Source organism: Marinospirillum celere (genome assembly GCF_900112235.1).
In the GTDB taxonomy this organism is placed as follows: Bacteria; Pseudomonadota; Gammaproteobacteria; order Pseudomonadales; family Halomonadaceae; genus Marinospirillum; species Marinospirillum celere.
In genome coordinates, this window is the sequence record NZ_FOLH01000004.1 from 58,178 (window position 1) to 75,316 (window position 17,139).

The window sequence follows — 17,139 nt, forward strand, 5'->3', positions numbered from 1 at the left end:
CAGCTTAAGCAGGAAAAATGACAGTTTGATGAAAGCAACAAGGCATTTTGATTTCTGCACAACAGCGATTAAGCTTGTAGAATATCGCAGCTGCAAAACAGCCCTATAACGACAAGAGCGACCCCACATGAGCCCACTAGACGAACTGGAAGATAACCCCCTCCCCGAAGGCCAGCTAATGCTGAAGCTGGTGGCCACCCCTCAAGACACCAATCTGCATGGTGATATTTCCGCTGGCTGGGTCATCTCTCAGATGGAACAGGCCGCCGAATTAGCAGCTGCCCGCCTTGCCCATGGCCGCACAGCAACCGTCGCCGTCAACAGCATGGATTTTCTCTGCCCTGTGCGCACAGGCAGCCTGGTACAGATTCATACCCTGCTGATAGAAACCGGCAATAGTTCGATGAAATTCAATGTTGAGGTCTGGATACTACCGCCCAACGAGCGCGATGAATCTACCCTCTACAAGGTCACCGAAGCCTCCTTTGTTATGGTTGCTCTGGATGAAAAGGGACGCATACGCACCCTGCCCACCCAAAATGGCCACTAGATCCAAGTAACATTCCTGTCATCTTTCTTTTATAATCTGACATGCGTACAAACAGATAAAAAGAGGAGCAGGCATGACAGTCAAAGTAGGCATTAATGGTTTTGGTCGTATGGGGCGCTTGGCACTGAGAGCGGCCTGGAACTGGCCAGAGTTTGAATTTGTGCAGATCAACGACCCCGCCGGTGATGCTGAAACTCTAGCGCATCTGCTCAACTATGACTCGGTTCAGGGCACCTGGGATCAAGAAGCCACTGCCGAACCCGGCAGCATGGTCATTGCCGGTCAACGTCTGACAGTGACCCAGGAAAAAACCATCGAGGCCGTGGACTGGTCTGGCTGTGACCTGGTACTGGAATGCTCCGGCAAAATGAAAACCCGTGCCCTGCTCGAAGCCTATCTAAAACAAGGCGTTAAAAAGGTTGTAGTTTCCGCACCGGTTAAGGAAGAAGAAAGCATTCCCAATCTGGTCGTGGGTGTTAATGATCACCTCTACAACCCTGAAAAAGACGACCTGTTGACCGCCGCCTCCTGCACCACCAACTGCCTGGCTCCCATCGTCAAGGTCATCCATGAAAAACTGGGCATTCGCCACGGCAGCATGACCACCGTGCACGACATCACCAACACCCAAACCATTTTGGATGCACCCCACAAGGATCTGCGCCGCGCCCGCGCCTGTGGAATGAGCCTGATCCCCACCACCACCGGCTCGGCCAAGGCCATCACTTACATCTTCCCCGAGCTTCAGGGCCGCCTGAATGGTCATGCCATCCGCGTGCCCCTCGCCAATGCTTCCCTGACCGACTGTGTTTTTGAAGTCGAAAAAGCAACCACAGCTGAAGAAGTGAATGCTCTGCTGAAAGCAGCGGCTGAAGGCGAGCTGAAAGACATTCTGGGCTATGAAGAAAAACCCCTGGTCTCCATCGACTACAAGGGCGACCCGCGTTCTGCCATCGTTGATGCCCTCTCCACCCTGGTCATCAACGGCACCCAGGTGAAAATCTATGCCTGGTATGACAACGAATGGGGTTATGCCAATCGGTTGGTGGAGTTGGCTCGCAAAGCGCTTCAATAATCCAACTTTGACTCTTCTGCGAAAATCTCTAATGATTTGGCCGCGGTGGGGTGGTGTCTGTTCAGGCTGTCTGCAACAGGATGTTGCAGCCAGAGCTTACATGGACGTATTTACAGCGCCCTGAACGACAACACGCCGCAAAAGCGGCCCTGCTCTGACTTCAATTAAAATCATTTGCATAGGTCGCCGCCATGCTCGCCAACCTTTCGACTGGTGTTAAACAGTATCTGATTATTACCGGCAACTATTGGGCCTTTACCCTGACTGATGGAGCCCTGCGGATGCTGGTGGTGTTGTATTTCCACCAGTTGGGTTATCCACCACTGCAAATCGCACTCTTGTTCCTGTTTTATGAATTTTTCGGTGTGATCACCAATCTGGTCGGTGGCTGGCTGGGGGCCAGGCTGGGGCTAAACCGGACGATGAATATCGGGCTGGGCTTGCAGATTCTTGCCCTAGCCATGCTGCTGGTTCCAGCAGGTTGGTTGACGGTACTTTGGGTGATGGCTGCTCAGGCCTTGTCCGGGATTGCCAAGGATCTCAACAAGATGAGCGCAAAGAGCGCGATCAAGACGTTGGTGCCTGCCGACGCTCAAGGCAGGCTCTATCACTGGGTCGCACTGCTGACTGGCTCGAAAAATGCCCTCAAGGGTCTGGGCTTTTTCATCGGGGCTCTGCTGTTGACCTGGCTGGGTTTTGCCGGTGCGGTATTGGTTATGGCGCTGATGCTAACCCTGGTCTGGATCGGCTCGCTGTTTCTGCTCAAGGAAGAACTGGGCCGAATGAAAGCCAAGCCCAAGTTCACCGATATTTTTTCCAAAAGCCGAGCGATTAATGTGCTCTCCCTGGCGCGTTTTTTCCTGTTCGCTGCTCGGGATGTCTGGTTTGTGGTCGCTCTGCCCGTTTATCTGGCCCAAACCCTGGGTTGGGATTTCTGGCAGGTAGGTGGCTTTATGGCCAGTTGGATTATTGCCTATGGCATCGTGCAAACCCAGGCTCCCCGTTTCACCGGCAAGAAACAAGGCAAGGTGCCCGGACGCACTGCTACCGCTGGCTGGGGCCTGGCGCTAGTGTTCACGCCGTTATTCCTGCTGCTGGGCTTTTATCTCGACTGGCAGCCGGATACCCTGATTATTAGCGGGTTACTGGCGTTTGGGCTGCTGTTTGCGGTTAACTCTTCTGTGCACAGCTTTTTGATTGTCAGCCATGCCCGCAGTGACGGAGTGTCCCTGGATGTCGGCTTTTACTATATGGCCAATGCCATGGGGCGCTTGATCGGCACTCTGCTATCCGGCTATGTCTACCAAGTCGCCGGGCTGGAAGCCTGCCTGTGGATTTCGGCCGGGTTTATTCTTTTGGCTGCATTAATTGCCCTGGCGCTACCCAGACCGGAAGCTGTAACCTTGGAAACGCGTTAAAAAAAAATTTCAGAATTAAGGAACCTTTCTGGGCCTGCTTTCGTTAGTAACAATGAAAGCAGGTATAAAATTCACACCAGAACTGGATAGAGGTTCCTCATGAAACGCTACTCACTACTGCTCGCACTCTTACTCGCCTTTGGCTTGTTCACCAGCCAAGCCGCTTTTGCTGACCAAAATGACAGCATGACAACGGTTGATGAAAGCAGCCAGCCTGAAAATCTTGCCCTGCCTGACACAGCCGCACCCGAAGGCCAGGAAAATGCTCAGCAAGGCCTGGATACAGCCAACCAAGCCCGTGAAAGAGGACGCGAATTTGGTCAGGAGCGTGCCGAAGAAGCACGTAGTCGGGGCCAGGAAGCTCGTGAACGAGGTAAAGAAGCTCGCCAGCAGGGTCAGGAAGCACGTCAAAGAGGACAGGGGCCATCTGATCGAAGTGGCCGAGATCGTAACCCGCGTTAAAGGCAGTTAAGAGCCCATGTCAAAACTGACATCTCTGGCTGCCTGGATACGCCCTTCAGACAGCCAAAAAAAAGCTGATTTTCAAGCCCGGCTACGACCGCATAGCCGGGCACTTTATCAGACGGCCTTTCGCCTGACCGGTAATCAGGCCGATGCGGAGGATCTGACCCAAGAGCTTTTCTTACGCCTCTATCAAAAGTGGGATCACTGGCATCATCTGGACAATCCGCTTCCCTGGTTTTTACGTACACTGACAAACCTGCATATCGATACTTATCGTAAAATCCGTCATACCCATGGGGCTAATGAGCTAACTAGCAATTTTGATCACCTGCCTTTTCAAGTTCCTGCTTTGGATTCGGCCTCCCCCTTGGCACTGGCTCTGGCCAACTCTAGAAAATGCCTGCTCAACCAAGCGCTTAACTCTTTGGAAGCAGAGCACCGCAGTCTGGTTGTTTTGCATTTAATGGAAGGCTATAGCCTACAAGAAGTGGCTGAAATTCAACACTTGCCTTTGGGCACACTCAAGTCCAGGTTACATCGCTGCAAGGACAAGCTGAAAAAAATTCTGCTGCGGGAACCTTTTCAGGAAAACCTTCGTTTTAATAGGGTAAGCAGTCAAGAGGATTAATGGCATGAAATGTATTGATGCCCAAAGACAACTTGAGCATTTAGACTTGCAGCAACAACCCGGTGCGCTACTTGCTGAACACCTGGAGAACTGTAATGAATGCCTGAGTTTCCATCAGGATCATCAACTTCAGCTCCATCTGCAAAGCTTCAGAGTGATTGGACCTGATCCTGATTTTATCAATAAAGCACTCAATGCTGCCTGTCAGGAGCCCAGTATCCAGCCACGCAAATGGACCTGGCCTGCTTCCATGGCTGCCTCTTTTGTTTTGGTTGCCTTGCTGCTAACTGGCTGGTTGGTTTCCAATGAACCGACGAACCCTCTTCCCGCCACCCCTCTCCAGGTTGATTCCAGTCAACCTGAAGGCCAAAGTACCCAGCAGGTCAGAATTCTGATTATCAGTGACCAGGATTATTCGGATGCTGAAATTTCCCTGGCCCTAGCTGGCAATCTACAACTGGAAGGCTATGCCAACCAACGTGAGCTGACCTGGAGAACGCAACTGAAAGCGGGTCAAAACCTGCTGACGCTTCCGATACAAGTTCTGGAGCAGGGTGGTGAACTCCAAGTCAGTTCGCGTTTTGGTGACCAAAAGCATCAAGTCATTGTTAACCTGGAGGATATCCGATCATGAATTCCAGAAAAGCCCTGTTATTCCTTCTCGGTCTTTTCCTGCTGCTAATCGCAATGCCTCTGCTCGCTGGAAGTATGACGGTGATTGATGAAAGGACCCAGGTCGATGAAGTGGCCCACTCTATTGAGCTTCCAGAACCGGATCGTGAAGCAGCCCGTCAAGCCTCAACAGAAGGGCGTGCCCAGGCAGAGGAGGCTCGTCAACGAGGTAGAGAAAGAGGGCAAAGAGCCTCTGAAGCAGCTCGTGAACTATCCAGAGAAAATCCTGCAAAAAATCTGGAGACGCCTCATCAACGCCAAGAACCACCTCAACATCCAGAACCACCCCAGCGCCCTTAACTTGATAACCAAGGAACCCAATGGTTTTAAAAAAATGCCTGTTTAGCTGCATATTTTTACTCTTGATTCATCCCACCCTGGCCAGTGGTTCCACTGATTATCGCCAGGGCATTCATGCGTTTAGAGAAGGCGATTTTCTATCTGCTCTGGAGCACTTTGAGCAGGCTGAAGCAGCAGGCAATTCTCAGGTCACTCTTTTTTATAATCTAGGCTCCACTCACTACCAGCTGAACAACCTTGAGCAAGCCAGCGATTACTTTTCCCGAATTAGTGATGATGAGCAATGGGGTGGCCTGGCACTCTATAACCTAGGCATTATTGCTGAAGATCTAGGCCAAACCCATCAAGCCTTAGCCTATTATCATCAGGCGGCTACTCAGGCTCAAACCAGCAATGTCCAGCAGCTTGCCCAGGCTAAAATCCTTCAGTTTGAAGGCACTAGCTCACACCCATCAAGCCGCCAACCAGGCTTTATTTATATTGCTGCCAGCCTGAGTTATGACGACAACCTAACTTTGACACCTGAAGACCCTGCATTGGAAACCTTTTCAGGCACTTATCTGGAAGCTCTAATCCAGGGGCGACATTACCTGCAAGGCAATCAACATCAAGGCAGCAGTCTTCAAGCCTATCTTTTTCAGCGCCTTCCACAAGATAGCACTCTGGACAAAGAAACCGCCTTCAGCCTGGGTTACCAAATTCATTGGCCTGTTAATGCCTGGGAAAGCAGTTGGGGAATTAGTTTTGGCAGCTATCTTCTGGATCAGGAAACCTACACCCGCGATCTAAGCCTTCAGGCCGAGGGCAGCTATTCCTTCGAGCATTTTGACCTCAGACTGGATAACCAGCTTGGCCTAATACGTGGTGGAGAGACTTTTGATTATCTGGATGGCTGGCAGAACCGCACCAGGATTCGCCTACTGCAGCCCGGACACTGGGAGCTGGGTTATCAGCAAGAACTCAATCAACGCAAAGACTTCACCGAAGACCCCCAGTTTATAAGCTATTCACCCACTCGATTCCGTCTTTTTGGACGCCTGAGTCGGGATATCAATGAACAGCTGGGAGTCAGTTTACGTCTTGAAGGTCGGCTGAGTCTTTATCCAGACCCAGAAGTAGATGGAGAGGGTAATCAAGCTTCCAGTAAACGCCAGGATTGGCGTTGGCGCGCTCAGTTGGGAGGTGTCTACCGTTTGAACAAGACCTTTAGCCTCTTTGCCGAACTGCAGCATTTGAACAACCGTAGCAATTTGGCTGGTTACGATTATTCCAGCAACCAGCTACAAATCGGTCTGGATGCGATTTTTTAAATCCGCTGCAGAAGTCATCAACAAAGCCCGTTAGGCAATAGATGCTTGCTATAGGCTTTCGGTTTCAGCAGCCAATCTTCCAGTATCTCTGGCAACATGGGGCGGGCCAGATAAAAACCCTGAACTTCTTCGCAGCCCAAGCTGACCAGCAGGTCCAACTGATCGGGCTCTTCCACGCCTTCAGCGGTGACTTCCAGGCCCATGCGGTGGGCCATACTAATCACCGCCTGCACGATGGCCGCATCAGCTACATCGGTAGCCAGATCATCCACAAAGCCCTTATCAATTTTCAGTGTATCAACCGGCAGATGCTTCAAATAGCCCAGAGAGGAATAGCCAGCGCCAAAATCATCGATTGCTAGGCTGATACCCATATTTTTGAGGTTTTGCAGCATCCGCACGCTGGTCTGCAAGTCTTCAATCATCAAGCTTTCAGTCACTTCCAGTTCCAGAAAGGAAGAGTCCAGGCCTGCATGGGCCAGGCATTTATCAACGATTTGGCAAAGATCTTTTTGCACAAACTGCTTGGCTGATAGGTTAACGGAGACTTTGAATTCAGGTAGTCCTGCCTGCTGCCAGCTACGCGCCTGAAGACAGGCTGTATGCAGTACCCATTCACCAACCGAAGTAATCAGTCCCATTTCCTCCAACTGAGGAATAAATTCAGCTGGTGAAACCCTGGTGCCATCCGGTTTCTGCCAACGGATCAAGGCCTCAACGCCGCGAACACTGCCATCGACCAGGCTGATACGCGGCTGGTATTCCAAATAGAACTCTTTATGCAGCAAGGCCTGGCGCAGCTGGTTTTCCATCTGAAAACGGCTGACTGCATCCCGAGTCAATTCATCAGTGAAGTAGTGGTAATTCTGACCTCCTGCCTGCTTGGCTCTGTGCAGTGCTATATCGGCATTGCTCAAGAGCTGATCGGTGGTCTTACCATCATGCGGGTAAAGGGTAATGCCAACGCTGGCACTAATATAGGTTTCCGTTTCACCCAGCTCAAAGGGCCTTTCCAACTCATGGATAATTTTGTGAGCTATATAGGCAGCTGCACGAGAGTTTTTGATGTTATGCAGAAGAATAAGGAATTCATCGCCGCTAGAGCGGGAGATGGTGACCTGTCCTGGCAAAATCTGCTGTAGGCGGCTCGCCGTTTGCTGAAGGAGCTCATCACCAAGGCGATTGCCGAGGCTTTCATTAATAGTTTTGAAACGATCCAGGCCCAGGCATAGCAAGGCAAAACTGTCATTCTGGGTAGCTTCACGAATGCGTTGGTCCAGACGGTCAGCCAAAAGACGGCGATTGGGAAGGTCTGTCAGGGCATCAAAATGCGTTAGGTAGGTGAGCTTGTCTTCCTGCTGAAGCTGACGGGTAATATCCTTGCCGATACTGACAAAGTAGACAATTTGCCCTTGCTCGTTGCGAACCGGGGTCAGGGTCTTTTCCTCATAAAAAAGCTCGCCCTGGCGATTCTTGTTGATGACTATTTCCTGAGCGCTCTGTCCACTGACCAAAGTGGCCCAAAGACGAGAGAAAAAGGCTTTATCATGCTTACCCGAGTTCAGTAGTGAAGGGCGTTCGCCCAAAACTTCTTCACGAGAGTAACCCGAACAGCTCTCCCAGGCAGGGTTAACATAAACGATCTTGCCTTCAGTATTGGTGACCAATACCAAATCGGCAGTTTGCTGAACAATTTCAGTAAACAGCCGGTAGCTGTCTAGAAACTGGTGTTCGGGCTCAGGCGCAGACAAATCAACAGCTCTCCGGTAATGGCATCAGAGCTTGGAATCTTCTCATTCAGGCATATTAAAGCATTTGATATTAATCAAATGTGCGGTTTTTATTTAGATGCAGTTAATTTTTTCGTCCCAAGGCCAGATCAGTCAAGAGATAAAGTGTTGAACGGTAGTCAGAGTCAGGCAAAAGCTCCAGATTACGTTTAGCTGCTTCCGAGCAAGCCGCGGCCTGTTCGCGTGTATAATCCAGAGCACCCGTACGCTGAACGATGCTCATCACCGGCTCTAAATATTCCAAGCCGCCTTTACGAATGGCCTTACGAATCAGTTTGGCTTCAGCTTCGCTACCCTGTTGCATGGCGTAAATCAGTGGCAGAGTGGGTTTACCTTCTGCCAGATCATCGCCAACATTCTTGCCCATAGTGGCAGCATCACCTTCGTAATCCAGCAAATCATCAATCAGCTGAAAAGCCATACCCAGGTTTTTACCATAGTCGCGCATGGCTAGCTGCTGTTCTTCACTGGCTTGGGCAAGGACGGCTGCTGTCTGAGTGGCACCCTCAAACAACTTGGCTGTTTTTGCGTGGATGACTTGCAGGTACTGCTGTTCACTGATTTTTGGGTTACGCACATTGGTCAATTGCATCACTTCGCCCTCAGCCAGTACGCAGGTAACCTTGGCCAGGATTTCCATGATTTCCATGGAGCCTATACGTACCATCATTTCAAAGGAGCGCGAATACAGAAAATCACCAACCAAGACACAAGATTGGTTGCTCCACTGGCTATTGGCTGTTGGCTTGCCACGGCGCAGGCTGGATTCATCAACAACATCGTCATGGAGTAGTGTGGAGGTGTGCATAAACTCAATCAAGGCAGCAAGAAGAAGGTGCTTGTCGCCCCCATAATTCAGTGCTCGACTAACCAACAGCACCAAGAGAGGCCGTAAGCGCTTACCCCCTGAGTCAATAATGTGGTGGGCAATCTTTTCCACCAGAGGCACCTGAGAAGAACATTCCCGGATAATCAGCTGGTTGACGGCTTCAAAATCATCGGCAACCACAGCATGGAGTTGAGGAGCACTGGCAGACATTCGAATAAAGTTCCTGGATCTTCATGAAAAAAGCAAAAGGCATCCTAGGCAGGGCCTAGAAAGCTGTCAAGCTTGCAGCCGCCTTTTATCTTCTGCAAAAAAGTCACCCAATGGCTGAGGACGCCCAACACCATAGCCTTGTGCATAGTTGACTCCCAGCTCCGTTAGCATACCAATCAAAGAGCTGCCTTCAACAAATTCAGCAATGGTTTCCAGACCCAAAGACTTAGCCACTTCACAAGTGGCCCTAACCATACTTTGATCTACCTTGCTAGTTTCCAGGTTACGAATAAAGACGCCATCAATTTTCAGGCAGTCGAACTCGTAGGATCTGAGATAATCAAAAGTCGCCAAGCCGGTGCCAAAATCATCCAAGGCAACGCTGACGCCTAGCTCCCTCAATTGAGTGATTATTTGTGCGGCCAGACGGGCATCTCGAATCGTTTCCGTTTCAGTGACTTCAAAGCTGATTTTTTTGGCAGGCACCCCTGAAACCTCCAGTTGGTCTGCAATAAAATTAGCCAAATCCGGACTCGATAAGGAGGCACCCGAAAGGTTGATGCCGCATTTGGCTGTTCTTGCCAACCACTCTGGGTTTGAAGCCAAGGCTTGCAGGGTATTGCGAATCACCCAGTGATCGATTTCCAGCATAAAGCCAAAGGTTTCTGCCGCTGGAAGAAACTCGACAGGAGGTAAAATCTCGCCATCCGGGCTTTGCATACGCAGCAGTATCTCAAAGGAAAGTTCAGTTGCTTCCTTTTGAATGGACGCTATGGGCTGTGCATAAAGTAAAAGACGGTTTTCTGGCAGGGCTCTTTTTAAGGATTCAAATTTTTCAGTGAGCCGCTGGCGGCCTTCAACTAAAGGACGGCTTTCTCTCGCCAGGTAAATTCGCTCCTGACTTTGGCGCCCTAACAAACTGGCCTGGTGAGCCGCACTCAGATAGCGCGCAGGAGTATCCAGCTCTCCATCCATAGGAATAGCCCCTATGGAAACGCGAATACGTGTGGTTTGTCGGCCACTGGTAAACTCCTGGTCGTTCAGGGCCTGATAGGTTGCTGCCAAAAGCAATTCAATTTCGATTCCTGTGCGCTTGCCAAGAGTCAAAGCATAACGTCCTGGACCCAAACGGGCGATTTGCTCATCAGGTTCACGCAGTGTTCGTAACTGGCGGGCAATTTGTTGCTCCAGGCCATGCCCCCCTTCAAAGCCAATCAAATCACCTATTTCTTCAAAGTCCAAAACATCGATATAAATCAGCCAAGGGGTAACCGCCTGTTGACGCAAAGAGCCTTCCTTTGGGTCCAGAAGCTGCTGTAATTCCCGATTGAGTTCACGCTCATTATCCAAGCCAGTCAGATAATCAATTCTTGCCTGACGCTTAAATAACAGAATCAACTTGCCCCGTTCAGTGTTAATAGAAGCGATTAGTTGCGCCATAACAACCATGGCAGCAATTTGCAGCAGAAGACGCACTAAGCCTTGGATATCTTCAATAACCTGAAGGCCGCCCCAGCCCAAGAGTGAAAAGGCCACAAAAAAGCCTGCAAAAACCGGGATTATCAAGACACTGGTTTCTATTCTGGCGGTCATCACCAGCCAGCATAAAAGCGGGAAAAACGTATAGGCCAGCACTGTGGCATAAATATTATGACCTGAGGTTTCCAGCAGTAGAGTCAGTAAAGCTGCACCTGTAGAAACCATTAACCAGATCAATAGCTCAGGCCGTTTAAAGTCAATCCAAACCTTGATCAGATAGCGTTTTCCTTTAAGCAGAGCAAGCACAGCCAAAGGCGTGAACAAGACCACACCCAGCGCCTCAAACCCCCAATAAACCAACCAAATATCATGAAAGGCAAAACCCGAATAACCCACTTCAGAAACCCAAAAACCCAGAGCTCCAAACAGGGAAACCAAACCGCTCCCTAGAACCGCCCCTTTTACATAAAGTGCCATCAGGAATTTGAAGGTCAGCTTTTTAAGTGGGGTGCGCCCCAAGCGTTGAATCAGGAGGGCTGCAACGCTTGATCCCAAAGTCAGTCCAGTGACAAAACTCAAGGCAAAAAACCAATGCGCCTGTTGTAAAAAAAGGGACCAAACCAACATGACAGGAATCAGTACCCAAAGACAGCGCCAGCCAAGAATCAGCAAAGACGCCAAAAAAATACCGGCTGGCGGCCAAAGCGCTGAAAACTGTTGGTCGGGAAGAGTGAAATACCGGGACAGCTCCGCTGAAAGCAAAAGACCCAACCCGAGAAACACCATCACTAGAGGTTTAAAACTGGTCGTTGCCTTCAGTCTCAAAAAGGGTAAAACAGCGGACTGACCTATACTTATCATCTTTGCGCCTGTATACTCGTAAATTCTTGTACAAATCTAGTACACAACTTTTCTTCAGTCCAGCTTTTTCTTTATTCCAAGTCACTTATTTATATTTCGGGTAAAGTTTTTCTAACCTGCTATGCTGAAGTAACTTCCCCACAAACCCAATCTCCAATTGGGTTTAAAATCACCAATTGAGGTTTTCCCTTCTATGAATGCCAAGCAAGAAAAAGGTTATATTGCACTACTGGGCTGGAGTCTAAATGCCATTGAAGCCGCCGCCAGCTTTGATCGTCGCTACCTGGTCGTTGCCCCCGAATGGGCAGAAGAGTATTGCGAAAAACATCAAATCCCTTATTTGGCATGGAATTTTGAACGACTCAATGACCGCTCCATGGAAATAGCTGAAAAGCTAAAAGAAATGGGTGTGGATGTTGCCATCCCCCTGTTTGAAGAAACCGTGGAATGGGCGGGCGCCATTAATGCTGTGTTACTGGATAATCCGCGCCTACTGGGCCAAGCCATGCTGATGCGTGACAAATCCCTGATGAAACGCCGCGCCCAGCTCGGAGGCATCCGTGTCGGTATCTTTGAAGAAGCCCATGACCGCGAAGATGTGGTCCGCTTCTTACGCCGCGTTAACCAGACTCTGCTGAAGTTAGATGGTGACCCCAACGACCCCATTCACTTCAAGGCGTTTGACAAGGCTGGCTGCCTGGGTCACCGGGTCATCCGCACACCTGATGAAGTCGACGGCATTCCGGATGAAGAATTTCCTGCGTTGATGGAATCGCATCTGGATGGCTGGGAATTTGCGGTCGAAGCCTGGATTCATAACGGCAAAATCGTTTTCCTGAATATTTCTGAATACGTGACCCTCGGCTATTCCGTCTACGTACCTGCTTCCCCTGAACTGGAAGCCTATCGCCCGCAGATCACTCAACAGATCAAAAAACTGATCAAAACCTTTGATATCGAATTTGGCCTCATTCACCCGGAATACTTCGTAACCAGCGATGGTGAGATGTACTTTGGTGAAGTGGCCTATCGCCCACCTGGTTTCAAGGTCTTTGAGCTGCTGGAAAAAGTCTACGGCTTCAATGCCTACCAGGCCACCATGCTGGTTTTTGATCCCAAAGCCACAACGGAAGAAGTCCAAAAATTCTTCCCGAAACCCGTTGAAGACGCCAAAGGCTACGCAGGTTGCTTTGGGGTCTATCCACGTCGGCGTGTGGTCAGTAGACTGGAAATTCCTGAAGAAACCGAGGATCATCCTTATTTCGATAGCCATGAGTTGACACCACCGGCTCAGGAAACCGTAACCAAGCGCACCGCTTTTGGCACCCACTGGGGCTTGATTTACTTTGCTGGCCCCGATGCCAAAACCCTGCACGAGCTTCTGAAACGTCAGGAAGATCTCGATTTTTATATTTAAGCGTCCATAAGGACTGACAAGGTGAATCCGATTAGCGAGCAAACAGCAGAACAAAAACTGCAACAGCTGCTGGAAAAACTCGATGACGCACTTCAGCAGTTCGAACAGGCTGCTGACTTTGCCAAGCCAGGAAAGCTACCCCGCCTGCTGGATACAGCCAGGCGGGTTCTCATGCTGGAAGAAGGCCATTCAGCAATGGAAAAACTCAGTCAGCGACTGGAAACGGCCGGAATTTTTGCGGGTACCGACTGGGCCACCCCGCAAATACTGGTGCCATCACTCACCACAGCCTCCTTAAAAAGTGCCGATGCCAATCTGGTTACCATCGAAGCCCTGAATGAGCTGCGTCTTTTGTCTGTTGCCCTGGGTGACTATAATCATCCATTGATCTCCTCAGAACAGGCACACCACCACCTCACTCAAGTGATTGCTATTAATCTGGCTTATCTTTTCACCCCGCCCAATGAAGCTGAACGAGAAAGCCAGGGGCGTTTAGCACGTCTGCCAAGGTATCTCTTTCAGCACCTGGCCAAGCGGATTGGCTATGAACATATCATTGATCAACTGATTGATGAGATCTGGCGTATTTTGCGGCAACGCCCCATTCAGGTGGACGCGGTGAAAAGCATGGTGACCCAAATTGCTATTTGCCAGCAGGACCCCAGCATTGACCTGGGTGTCAGTGGGCAGGGCGCAGACCGTTTGGTCAGTAGTCTTTATGGTACCACCCAGGCTTGCCGCGAAGACCCGGGCACTGAGGTTTACCAAGAGCGCCTTAATGCCATGGATGCCAAAGCCCTGCAATCAGAAGCAACCGGTTTTGCCCGCGCCATGCATGATACCGGTCTGGTCTCACCCTATCATGCTGTTTTAGTCCGCCATCTTCTTGAAGTTGATGACTATTTGATGAGCGAAGCTCTGGGTTTATCTTCGACCGGAAGAGATTGCTTTCTTTGCTATCGCCAACTGGCAAGAGCCATGATTGAGCTGGCTGTGCATCCACAAACAGCTCAAGCCATCTATGGCCTGGCCCTGCTGCTGGAGCGCGGTATTCTCTACCAACCACCAGTAGCGCCTGCCTTGTGGCGACAACTGGGTCTGAACCTCTCACCCTATGCTCAACAACGCCTTCAAATAGCTTATGGTCAGCAGGTAACGCCTGAAGCGCGACTAATGGAAGGGGTCGTGTGTATTCTTGGGCTTCCCTTGGGAGTAGGGCAGGGCAATAATCCTACCTGCCAATCTGCGCGTGCTCTCTCCATGTGGGCCTACAATGACCCCGATTACCTGCTGCAAATGCTAACCTGGGCGGCCAGGGATGATGAAATTATCATGCACTTTGAAGGCCAACCCATCTCGTCACGGGAAAGTGCTGGCGGCCTGGCTCAGGAACTTCCCCTGGATCTGGACCCGGTTTCCCTGCTGGTTGTGCCTCATCTGGATGCCATTTACGTAGAGATGGGGCGCCGCTGTGTTGGCCGGGAAGGTGATCCTCACCGCTGGGTCAATCCTGAGTTTCATGGCTGGTGGTCAGGGCGGGGCTTTCAGATCAACGTCGATGTTGCTACGGGTCAGCTGCAAGAACTGGATGCTTTTCTACGTTCTTTTTATGCCTGCTACCACCCTTACTATAATGGCAACCAGCCGTTGATTCACCCCCAGCCTGCCGGGATTGCGATTACTGATTCAGCAGCACGCTTTATAGGTTGGCATGCGATCACCCTCTTGCGTGTAGCCCTAGACCCGGATGAAGTGATGCGGGTTTATTTCTATAATCCCAATAATGATAGTGGCCAAAACTGGGGTGATGGGGTCGTAGTCAGCACTTCAGACAAGGGTGAACGATTTGGAGAGTCCTCCCTGCCCTTTGCACAGTTTGCATCCCGGCTTTATATTTTTCACCATGACCCTTTGGAAGGTGGGCAAACGCAAGCCGTTTCCGGGGAAGAGCTCGACGAAGTGAAAGGCTTTATTGAACGCAGTTGGGGGGCAGATCGCCACCCTGTAGACAGTCCACTGCAAGCGGCCAAAAACTAGGAGGCCTGCTTGTCAAGTCGGCTGTTTTCCCTTAGAATCACGCGTCCTTTCGCCTGACTGGCTCCCTGTTCGATGGTTACCGAAGCGTTTCCATTCAAAGCAGGTTGTAAGTAGCTGAAAATTCTACAGGTGAAATTCTGCAAGCGGAGAAAAGCATGTACGCAGTTATTAAAACGGGTGGTAAGCAATACCGTGTTCAGGAAGGTCAAACCCTGAAACTGGAAAAATTGGAAGTTGCTACTGGCGAAACTCTGAACTTCGATGAAGTTCTGTTGGTTTCCGATGGCGAAAACATCAAGGTCGGCGCTCCTTTGGTTGACGGTGCCAAGGTTACTGCGGAAGTGATTGATCACGGTCGTGGCGACAAGGTTCGTATTATCAAGTTCCGTCGTCGTAAGCACCACATGAAGCGTCAGGGCCACCGTCAGTGGTATACTGAAGTGAAGATTACTGGAATCAGCTGATTTTTTTCAGCCCCACTTTAAAGATTTTACTCAGAGGTAAAGAGTCATGGCACATAAAAAAGCCGGTGGTAGTACGCGTAACGGACGCGATTCCGAAAGCAAACGCCTAGGTGTGAAGATGTTCGGTGGCCAGGCTGTACAGGGCGGCAACATCATCGTTCGTCAGCGCGGCACCAAGTTCCACCCTGGTACCAACGTTGGTATCGGCAAAGACCACACCCTGTTTGCTAAAGCAGAAGGTGTTATTAAGTTTGAAGTTAAAGGCCCGAACAACCGTCGCTTTGTTAGCGTCGTTCCTGCCTGATTCAAGCTTAAAAGCTTAAACGAAAGCCTGTCGCAACTGCGTTCAGGCTTTGCAAAAGGCTCCGCCGGCAGGTGGAGTTTTTTGTTTATGGGGCTAGTGCTCCGGGAGTCATCATCATGCAATTTGTCGATCAAGCCAGAATTACTGTTGTTGCCGGAAAAGGTGGCAATGGCTGTATGAGCTTTCGCCGCGAAAAATACGTTCCCAGGGGTGGACCTGATGGGGGTGATGGCGGTGATGGCGGCAGTGTTTATTTGATTGGTGATGACAGCCTGAATACCCTGATCGATTTCCGCTTTCAGAAGCATTATCGCGCCAACAACGGTGAACCCGGACGTGGCAAGCAATGTTCAGGCAAGGCTGCGGAAGATCTGCTGATCAAGGTTCCCGTGGGCACCTCCATCGTTGATGAAGACACCCTGGAGGTTATTGGGGATGTGACTGAAGTGGGCCAGAAACTCCTGGTCGCTGCCGGTGGTCGCCGAGGCCTGGGCAACATTCATTTCAAATCCTCAACCAACCGGGCACCCCGGCAAACGACCAAAGGCACTGAAGGTGAAGAGCGCCATCTAAACCTGGAACTCAAAGTGATGGCTGATGTGGGTCTACTCGGCCTGCCTAACGCGGGCAAATCCACTTTAATACGCTCAGTTTCAGCAGCCAAACCCAAGGTCGCCAACTACCCTTTTACCACCCTGGTTCCCAACCTCGGTGTGGTCAAGGTAGGCACCCATCAGCATTTTGTCATGGCCGATATCCCCGGACTGATTCAAGGCGCCTCGGAAGGCACAGGCCTGGGTTTTCAATTTCTACGTCACCTGACCCGCTGTCGCTTACTGCTCCAGGTCGTGGATATCGCTCCTGTTGATGCCAGTGACCCGGTTGAAAATGTCCGCACCATTATTCGCGAACTTAAAACCTACAGCAGCACCCTGGCCGAAAGACCTCGGTGGCTGGTGTTAAACAAGCTGGACATGCTGCCTAAAGAAGATGCAGAAGCACTTTGTGATCGCATCATCAGCGAACTCGACTGGCAGGGTCCGGTTTTCAGAATTTCTGCCATCAGCAACCTGGGTACCGAAAAACTCAGCCAGGCCATCATGCAATGGCTGCTGGAAAGACGTGAAGAAGAAGCCGAGAATCCAGAAACAGCTGAAGCTGAAGCCGAATTGCGTGAGCGCATGGAAGCTGAGGCCGTAGCCCGGGTTGAAGCCTGGCTTAACCGTCGCCACAAACGCAAGGCTGCGGAAGAAGACGAAGATGATGACGATTTTGACGACGATGATTTCGACGTTGATGTCGAGTACGCCCGCTAAAGGAAGTCCACCTT

General features: G+C 50.6%; 16 protein-coding genes. 13 read left to right on the top strand and 3 right to left on the bottom strand.

The features are described 5' to 3' along the window. Positions 1 to 127 precede the first annotated feature (127 nt). The 8 genes from BM185_RS09890 (at position 128) to BM185_RS09925 (ending at position 6,418) form a co-directional block, all read left to right on the top strand. The gene (locus tag BM185_RS09890; RefSeq protein ID WP_091962905.1) at positions 128 to 550 is read left to right on the top strand and encodes an acyl-CoA thioesterase; all 423 of its coding nucleotides are present in this window, start codon (positions 128 to 130) and stop codon (positions 548 to 550) included. A 73-nt stretch (positions 551 to 623) separates the two neighbouring features. Then, a complete protein-coding gene (locus BM185_RS09895; RefSeq protein WP_091962907.1) occupies positions 624 to 1,625 on the top strand; it encodes an ArsJ-associated glyceraldehyde-3-phosphate dehydrogenase in 1,002 nt (333 codons plus the stop codon). A gap of 191 nt (positions 1,626 to 1,816) precedes the next feature. Then, on the top strand, positions 1,817 to 3,043 hold the full coding sequence (gene arsJ / locus BM185_RS09900; protein ID WP_091962910.1) for an organoarsenical effux MFS transporter ArsJ: 1,227 nt from the start codon (positions 1,817 to 1,819) through the stop codon (positions 3,041 to 3,043). 99 nt (positions 3,044 to 3,142) lie between these two features. After that, the gene (locus BM185_RS09905; protein WP_091962912.1) at positions 3,143 to 3,505 is read left to right on the top strand and encodes a hypothetical protein; all 363 of its coding nucleotides are present in this window, start codon (positions 3,143 to 3,145) and stop codon (positions 3,503 to 3,505) included. Between the two features lie 16 nt (positions 3,506 to 3,521). Further along, positions 3,522 to 4,136 carry an RNA polymerase sigma factor gene (locus tag BM185_RS09910; protein WP_091962915.1) on the top strand — a complete coding sequence of 205 codons (615 nt, stop codon included), beginning with the start codon at positions 3,522 to 3,524 and terminating at the stop codon, positions 4,134 to 4,136. 4 nt (positions 4,137 to 4,140) lie between these two features. Beyond that, positions 4,141 to 4,770, top strand: coding sequence for a hypothetical protein (locus tag BM185_RS09915; protein WP_091962918.1), 630 nt, complete (start codon positions 4,141 to 4,143; stop codon positions 4,768 to 4,770). Continuing rightward, the gene (locus BM185_RS09920) at positions 4,767 to 5,108 is read left to right on the top strand and encodes a hypothetical protein (RefSeq protein WP_091962921.1); all 342 of its coding nucleotides are present in this window, start codon (positions 4,767 to 4,769) and stop codon (positions 5,106 to 5,108) included. Before BM185_RS09915 ends, BM185_RS09920 begins: the two co-directional genes overlap by 4 nt. Before the next feature lie 20 nt (positions 5,109 to 5,128). Continuing rightward, positions 5,129 to 6,418 carry a tetratricopeptide repeat protein gene (locus BM185_RS09925; protein WP_091962923.1) on the top strand — a complete coding sequence of 430 codons (1,290 nt, stop codon included), beginning with the start codon at positions 5,129 to 5,131 and terminating at the stop codon, positions 6,416 to 6,418. A gap of 17 nt (positions 6,419 to 6,435) precedes the next feature. Here the strand turns inward: BM185_RS09925 and BM185_RS09930 are convergent, their stop codons facing one another. From BM185_RS09930 to BM185_RS09940, 3 genes are all read right to left on the bottom strand, one after another. Continuing rightward, positions 6,436 to 8,169, bottom strand: a complete 1,734-nt coding sequence (locus tag BM185_RS09930) for a putative bifunctional diguanylate cyclase/phosphodiesterase (protein ID WP_091962926.1) — start codon at positions 8,167 to 8,169, stop codon at positions 6,436 to 6,438. A gap of 103 nt (positions 8,170 to 8,272) precedes the next feature. After that, a complete protein-coding gene (locus BM185_RS09935) occupies positions 8,273 to 9,247 on the bottom strand; it encodes a polyprenyl synthetase family protein (RefSeq protein WP_091962929.1) in 975 nt (324 codons plus the stop codon). A gap of 66 nt (positions 9,248 to 9,313) precedes the next feature. After that, complete coding sequence (locus BM185_RS09940; protein WP_091962931.1) at positions 9,314 to 11,587, bottom strand: sensor domain-containing phosphodiesterase; 2,274 nt, start codon at positions 11,585 to 11,587, stop codon at positions 9,314 to 9,316. A gap of 193 nt (positions 11,588 to 11,780) precedes the next feature. Between BM185_RS09940 and BM185_RS09945 the strand changes: the two genes are divergently transcribed. The 5 genes from BM185_RS09945 to cgtA all read left to right on the top strand — a co-directional run bounded on the left by BM185_RS09945 (position 11,781) and on the right by cgtA (position 17,125). Next, positions 11,781 to 13,004, top strand: a complete 1,224-nt coding sequence (locus BM185_RS09945; RefSeq protein ID WP_091962934.1) for an ATP-grasp domain-containing protein — start codon at positions 11,781 to 11,783, stop codon at positions 13,002 to 13,004. A 21-nt stretch (positions 13,005 to 13,025) separates the two neighbouring features. Beyond that, the gene (locus BM185_RS09950; RefSeq protein ID WP_091962937.1) at positions 13,026 to 15,041 is read left to right on the top strand and encodes a hypothetical protein; all 2,016 of its coding nucleotides are present in this window, start codon (positions 13,026 to 13,028) and stop codon (positions 15,039 to 15,041) included. A 155-nt stretch (positions 15,042 to 15,196) separates the two neighbouring features. Then, positions 15,197 to 15,505, top strand: a complete 309-nt coding sequence (gene rplU / locus BM185_RS09955) for a 50S ribosomal protein L21 (protein WP_091962939.1) — start codon at positions 15,197 to 15,199, stop codon at positions 15,503 to 15,505. A 46-nt stretch (positions 15,506 to 15,551) separates the two neighbouring features. Beyond that, the gene (gene rpmA / locus BM185_RS09960; RefSeq protein WP_091962942.1) at positions 15,552 to 15,809 is read left to right on the top strand and encodes a 50S ribosomal protein L27; all 258 of its coding nucleotides are present in this window, start codon (positions 15,552 to 15,554) and stop codon (positions 15,807 to 15,809) included. Between the two features lie 116 nt (positions 15,810 to 15,925). After that, positions 15,926 to 17,125, top strand: coding sequence for an Obg family GTPase CgtA (cgtA, locus tag BM185_RS09965; RefSeq protein WP_091962944.1), 1,200 nt, complete (start codon positions 15,926 to 15,928; stop codon positions 17,123 to 17,125). The last annotated feature ends 14 nt before the right edge of the window (positions 17,126 to 17,139 follow it).

Excerpts from the sequence above, each read along its gene's own strand:
- BM185_RS09890 (WP_091962905.1), top strand. The coding sequence starts at position 128 with ATGAGCCCACTAGACGAACTGGAAGATAACCCCCTCCCCGAAGGCCAG.
- BM185_RS09895 (WP_091962907.1), top strand. The coding sequence starts at position 624 with ATGACAGTCAAAGTAGGCATTAATGGTTTTGGTCGTATGGGGCGCTTG.
- arsJ (WP_091962910.1), top strand. The coding sequence starts at position 1,817 with ATGCTCGCCAACCTTTCGACTGGTGTTAAACAGTATCTGATTATTACC.
- BM185_RS09905 (WP_091962912.1), top strand. The coding sequence starts at position 3,143 with ATGAAACGCTACTCACTACTGCTCGCACTCTTACTCGCCTTTGGCTTG.
- BM185_RS09910 (WP_091962915.1), top strand. The coding sequence starts at position 3,522 with ATGTCAAAACTGACATCTCTGGCTGCCTGGATACGCCCTTCAGACAGC.
- BM185_RS09915 (WP_091962918.1), top strand. The coding sequence starts at position 4,141 with ATGAAATGTATTGATGCCCAAAGACAACTTGAGCATTTAGACTTGCAG.
- BM185_RS09920 (WP_091962921.1), top strand. The coding sequence starts at position 4,767 with ATGAATTCCAGAAAAGCCCTGTTATTCCTTCTCGGTCTTTTCCTGCTG.
- BM185_RS09925 (WP_091962923.1), top strand. The coding sequence starts at position 5,129 with ATGGTTTTAAAAAAATGCCTGTTTAGCTGCATATTTTTACTCTTGATT.
- BM185_RS09935 (WP_091962929.1), bottom strand. The coding sequence starts at position 9,247 with ATGTCTGCCAGTGCTCCTCAACTCCATGCTGTGGTTGCCGATGATTTT.
- BM185_RS09940 (WP_091962931.1), bottom strand. The coding sequence starts at position 11,587 with ATGATAAGTATAGGTCAGTCCGCTGTTTTACCCTTTTTGAGACTGAAG.
- BM185_RS09945 (WP_091962934.1), top strand. The coding sequence starts at position 11,781 with ATGAATGCCAAGCAAGAAAAAGGTTATATTGCACTACTGGGCTGGAGT.
- rplU (WP_091962939.1), top strand. The coding sequence starts at position 15,197 with ATGTACGCAGTTATTAAAACGGGTGGTAAGCAATACCGTGTTCAGGAA.
- rpmA (WP_091962942.1), top strand. The coding sequence starts at position 15,552 with ATGGCACATAAAAAAGCCGGTGGTAGTACGCGTAACGGACGCGATTCC.
- cgtA (WP_091962944.1), top strand. The coding sequence starts at position 15,926 with ATGCAATTTGTCGATCAAGCCAGAATTACTGTTGTTGCCGGAAAAGGT.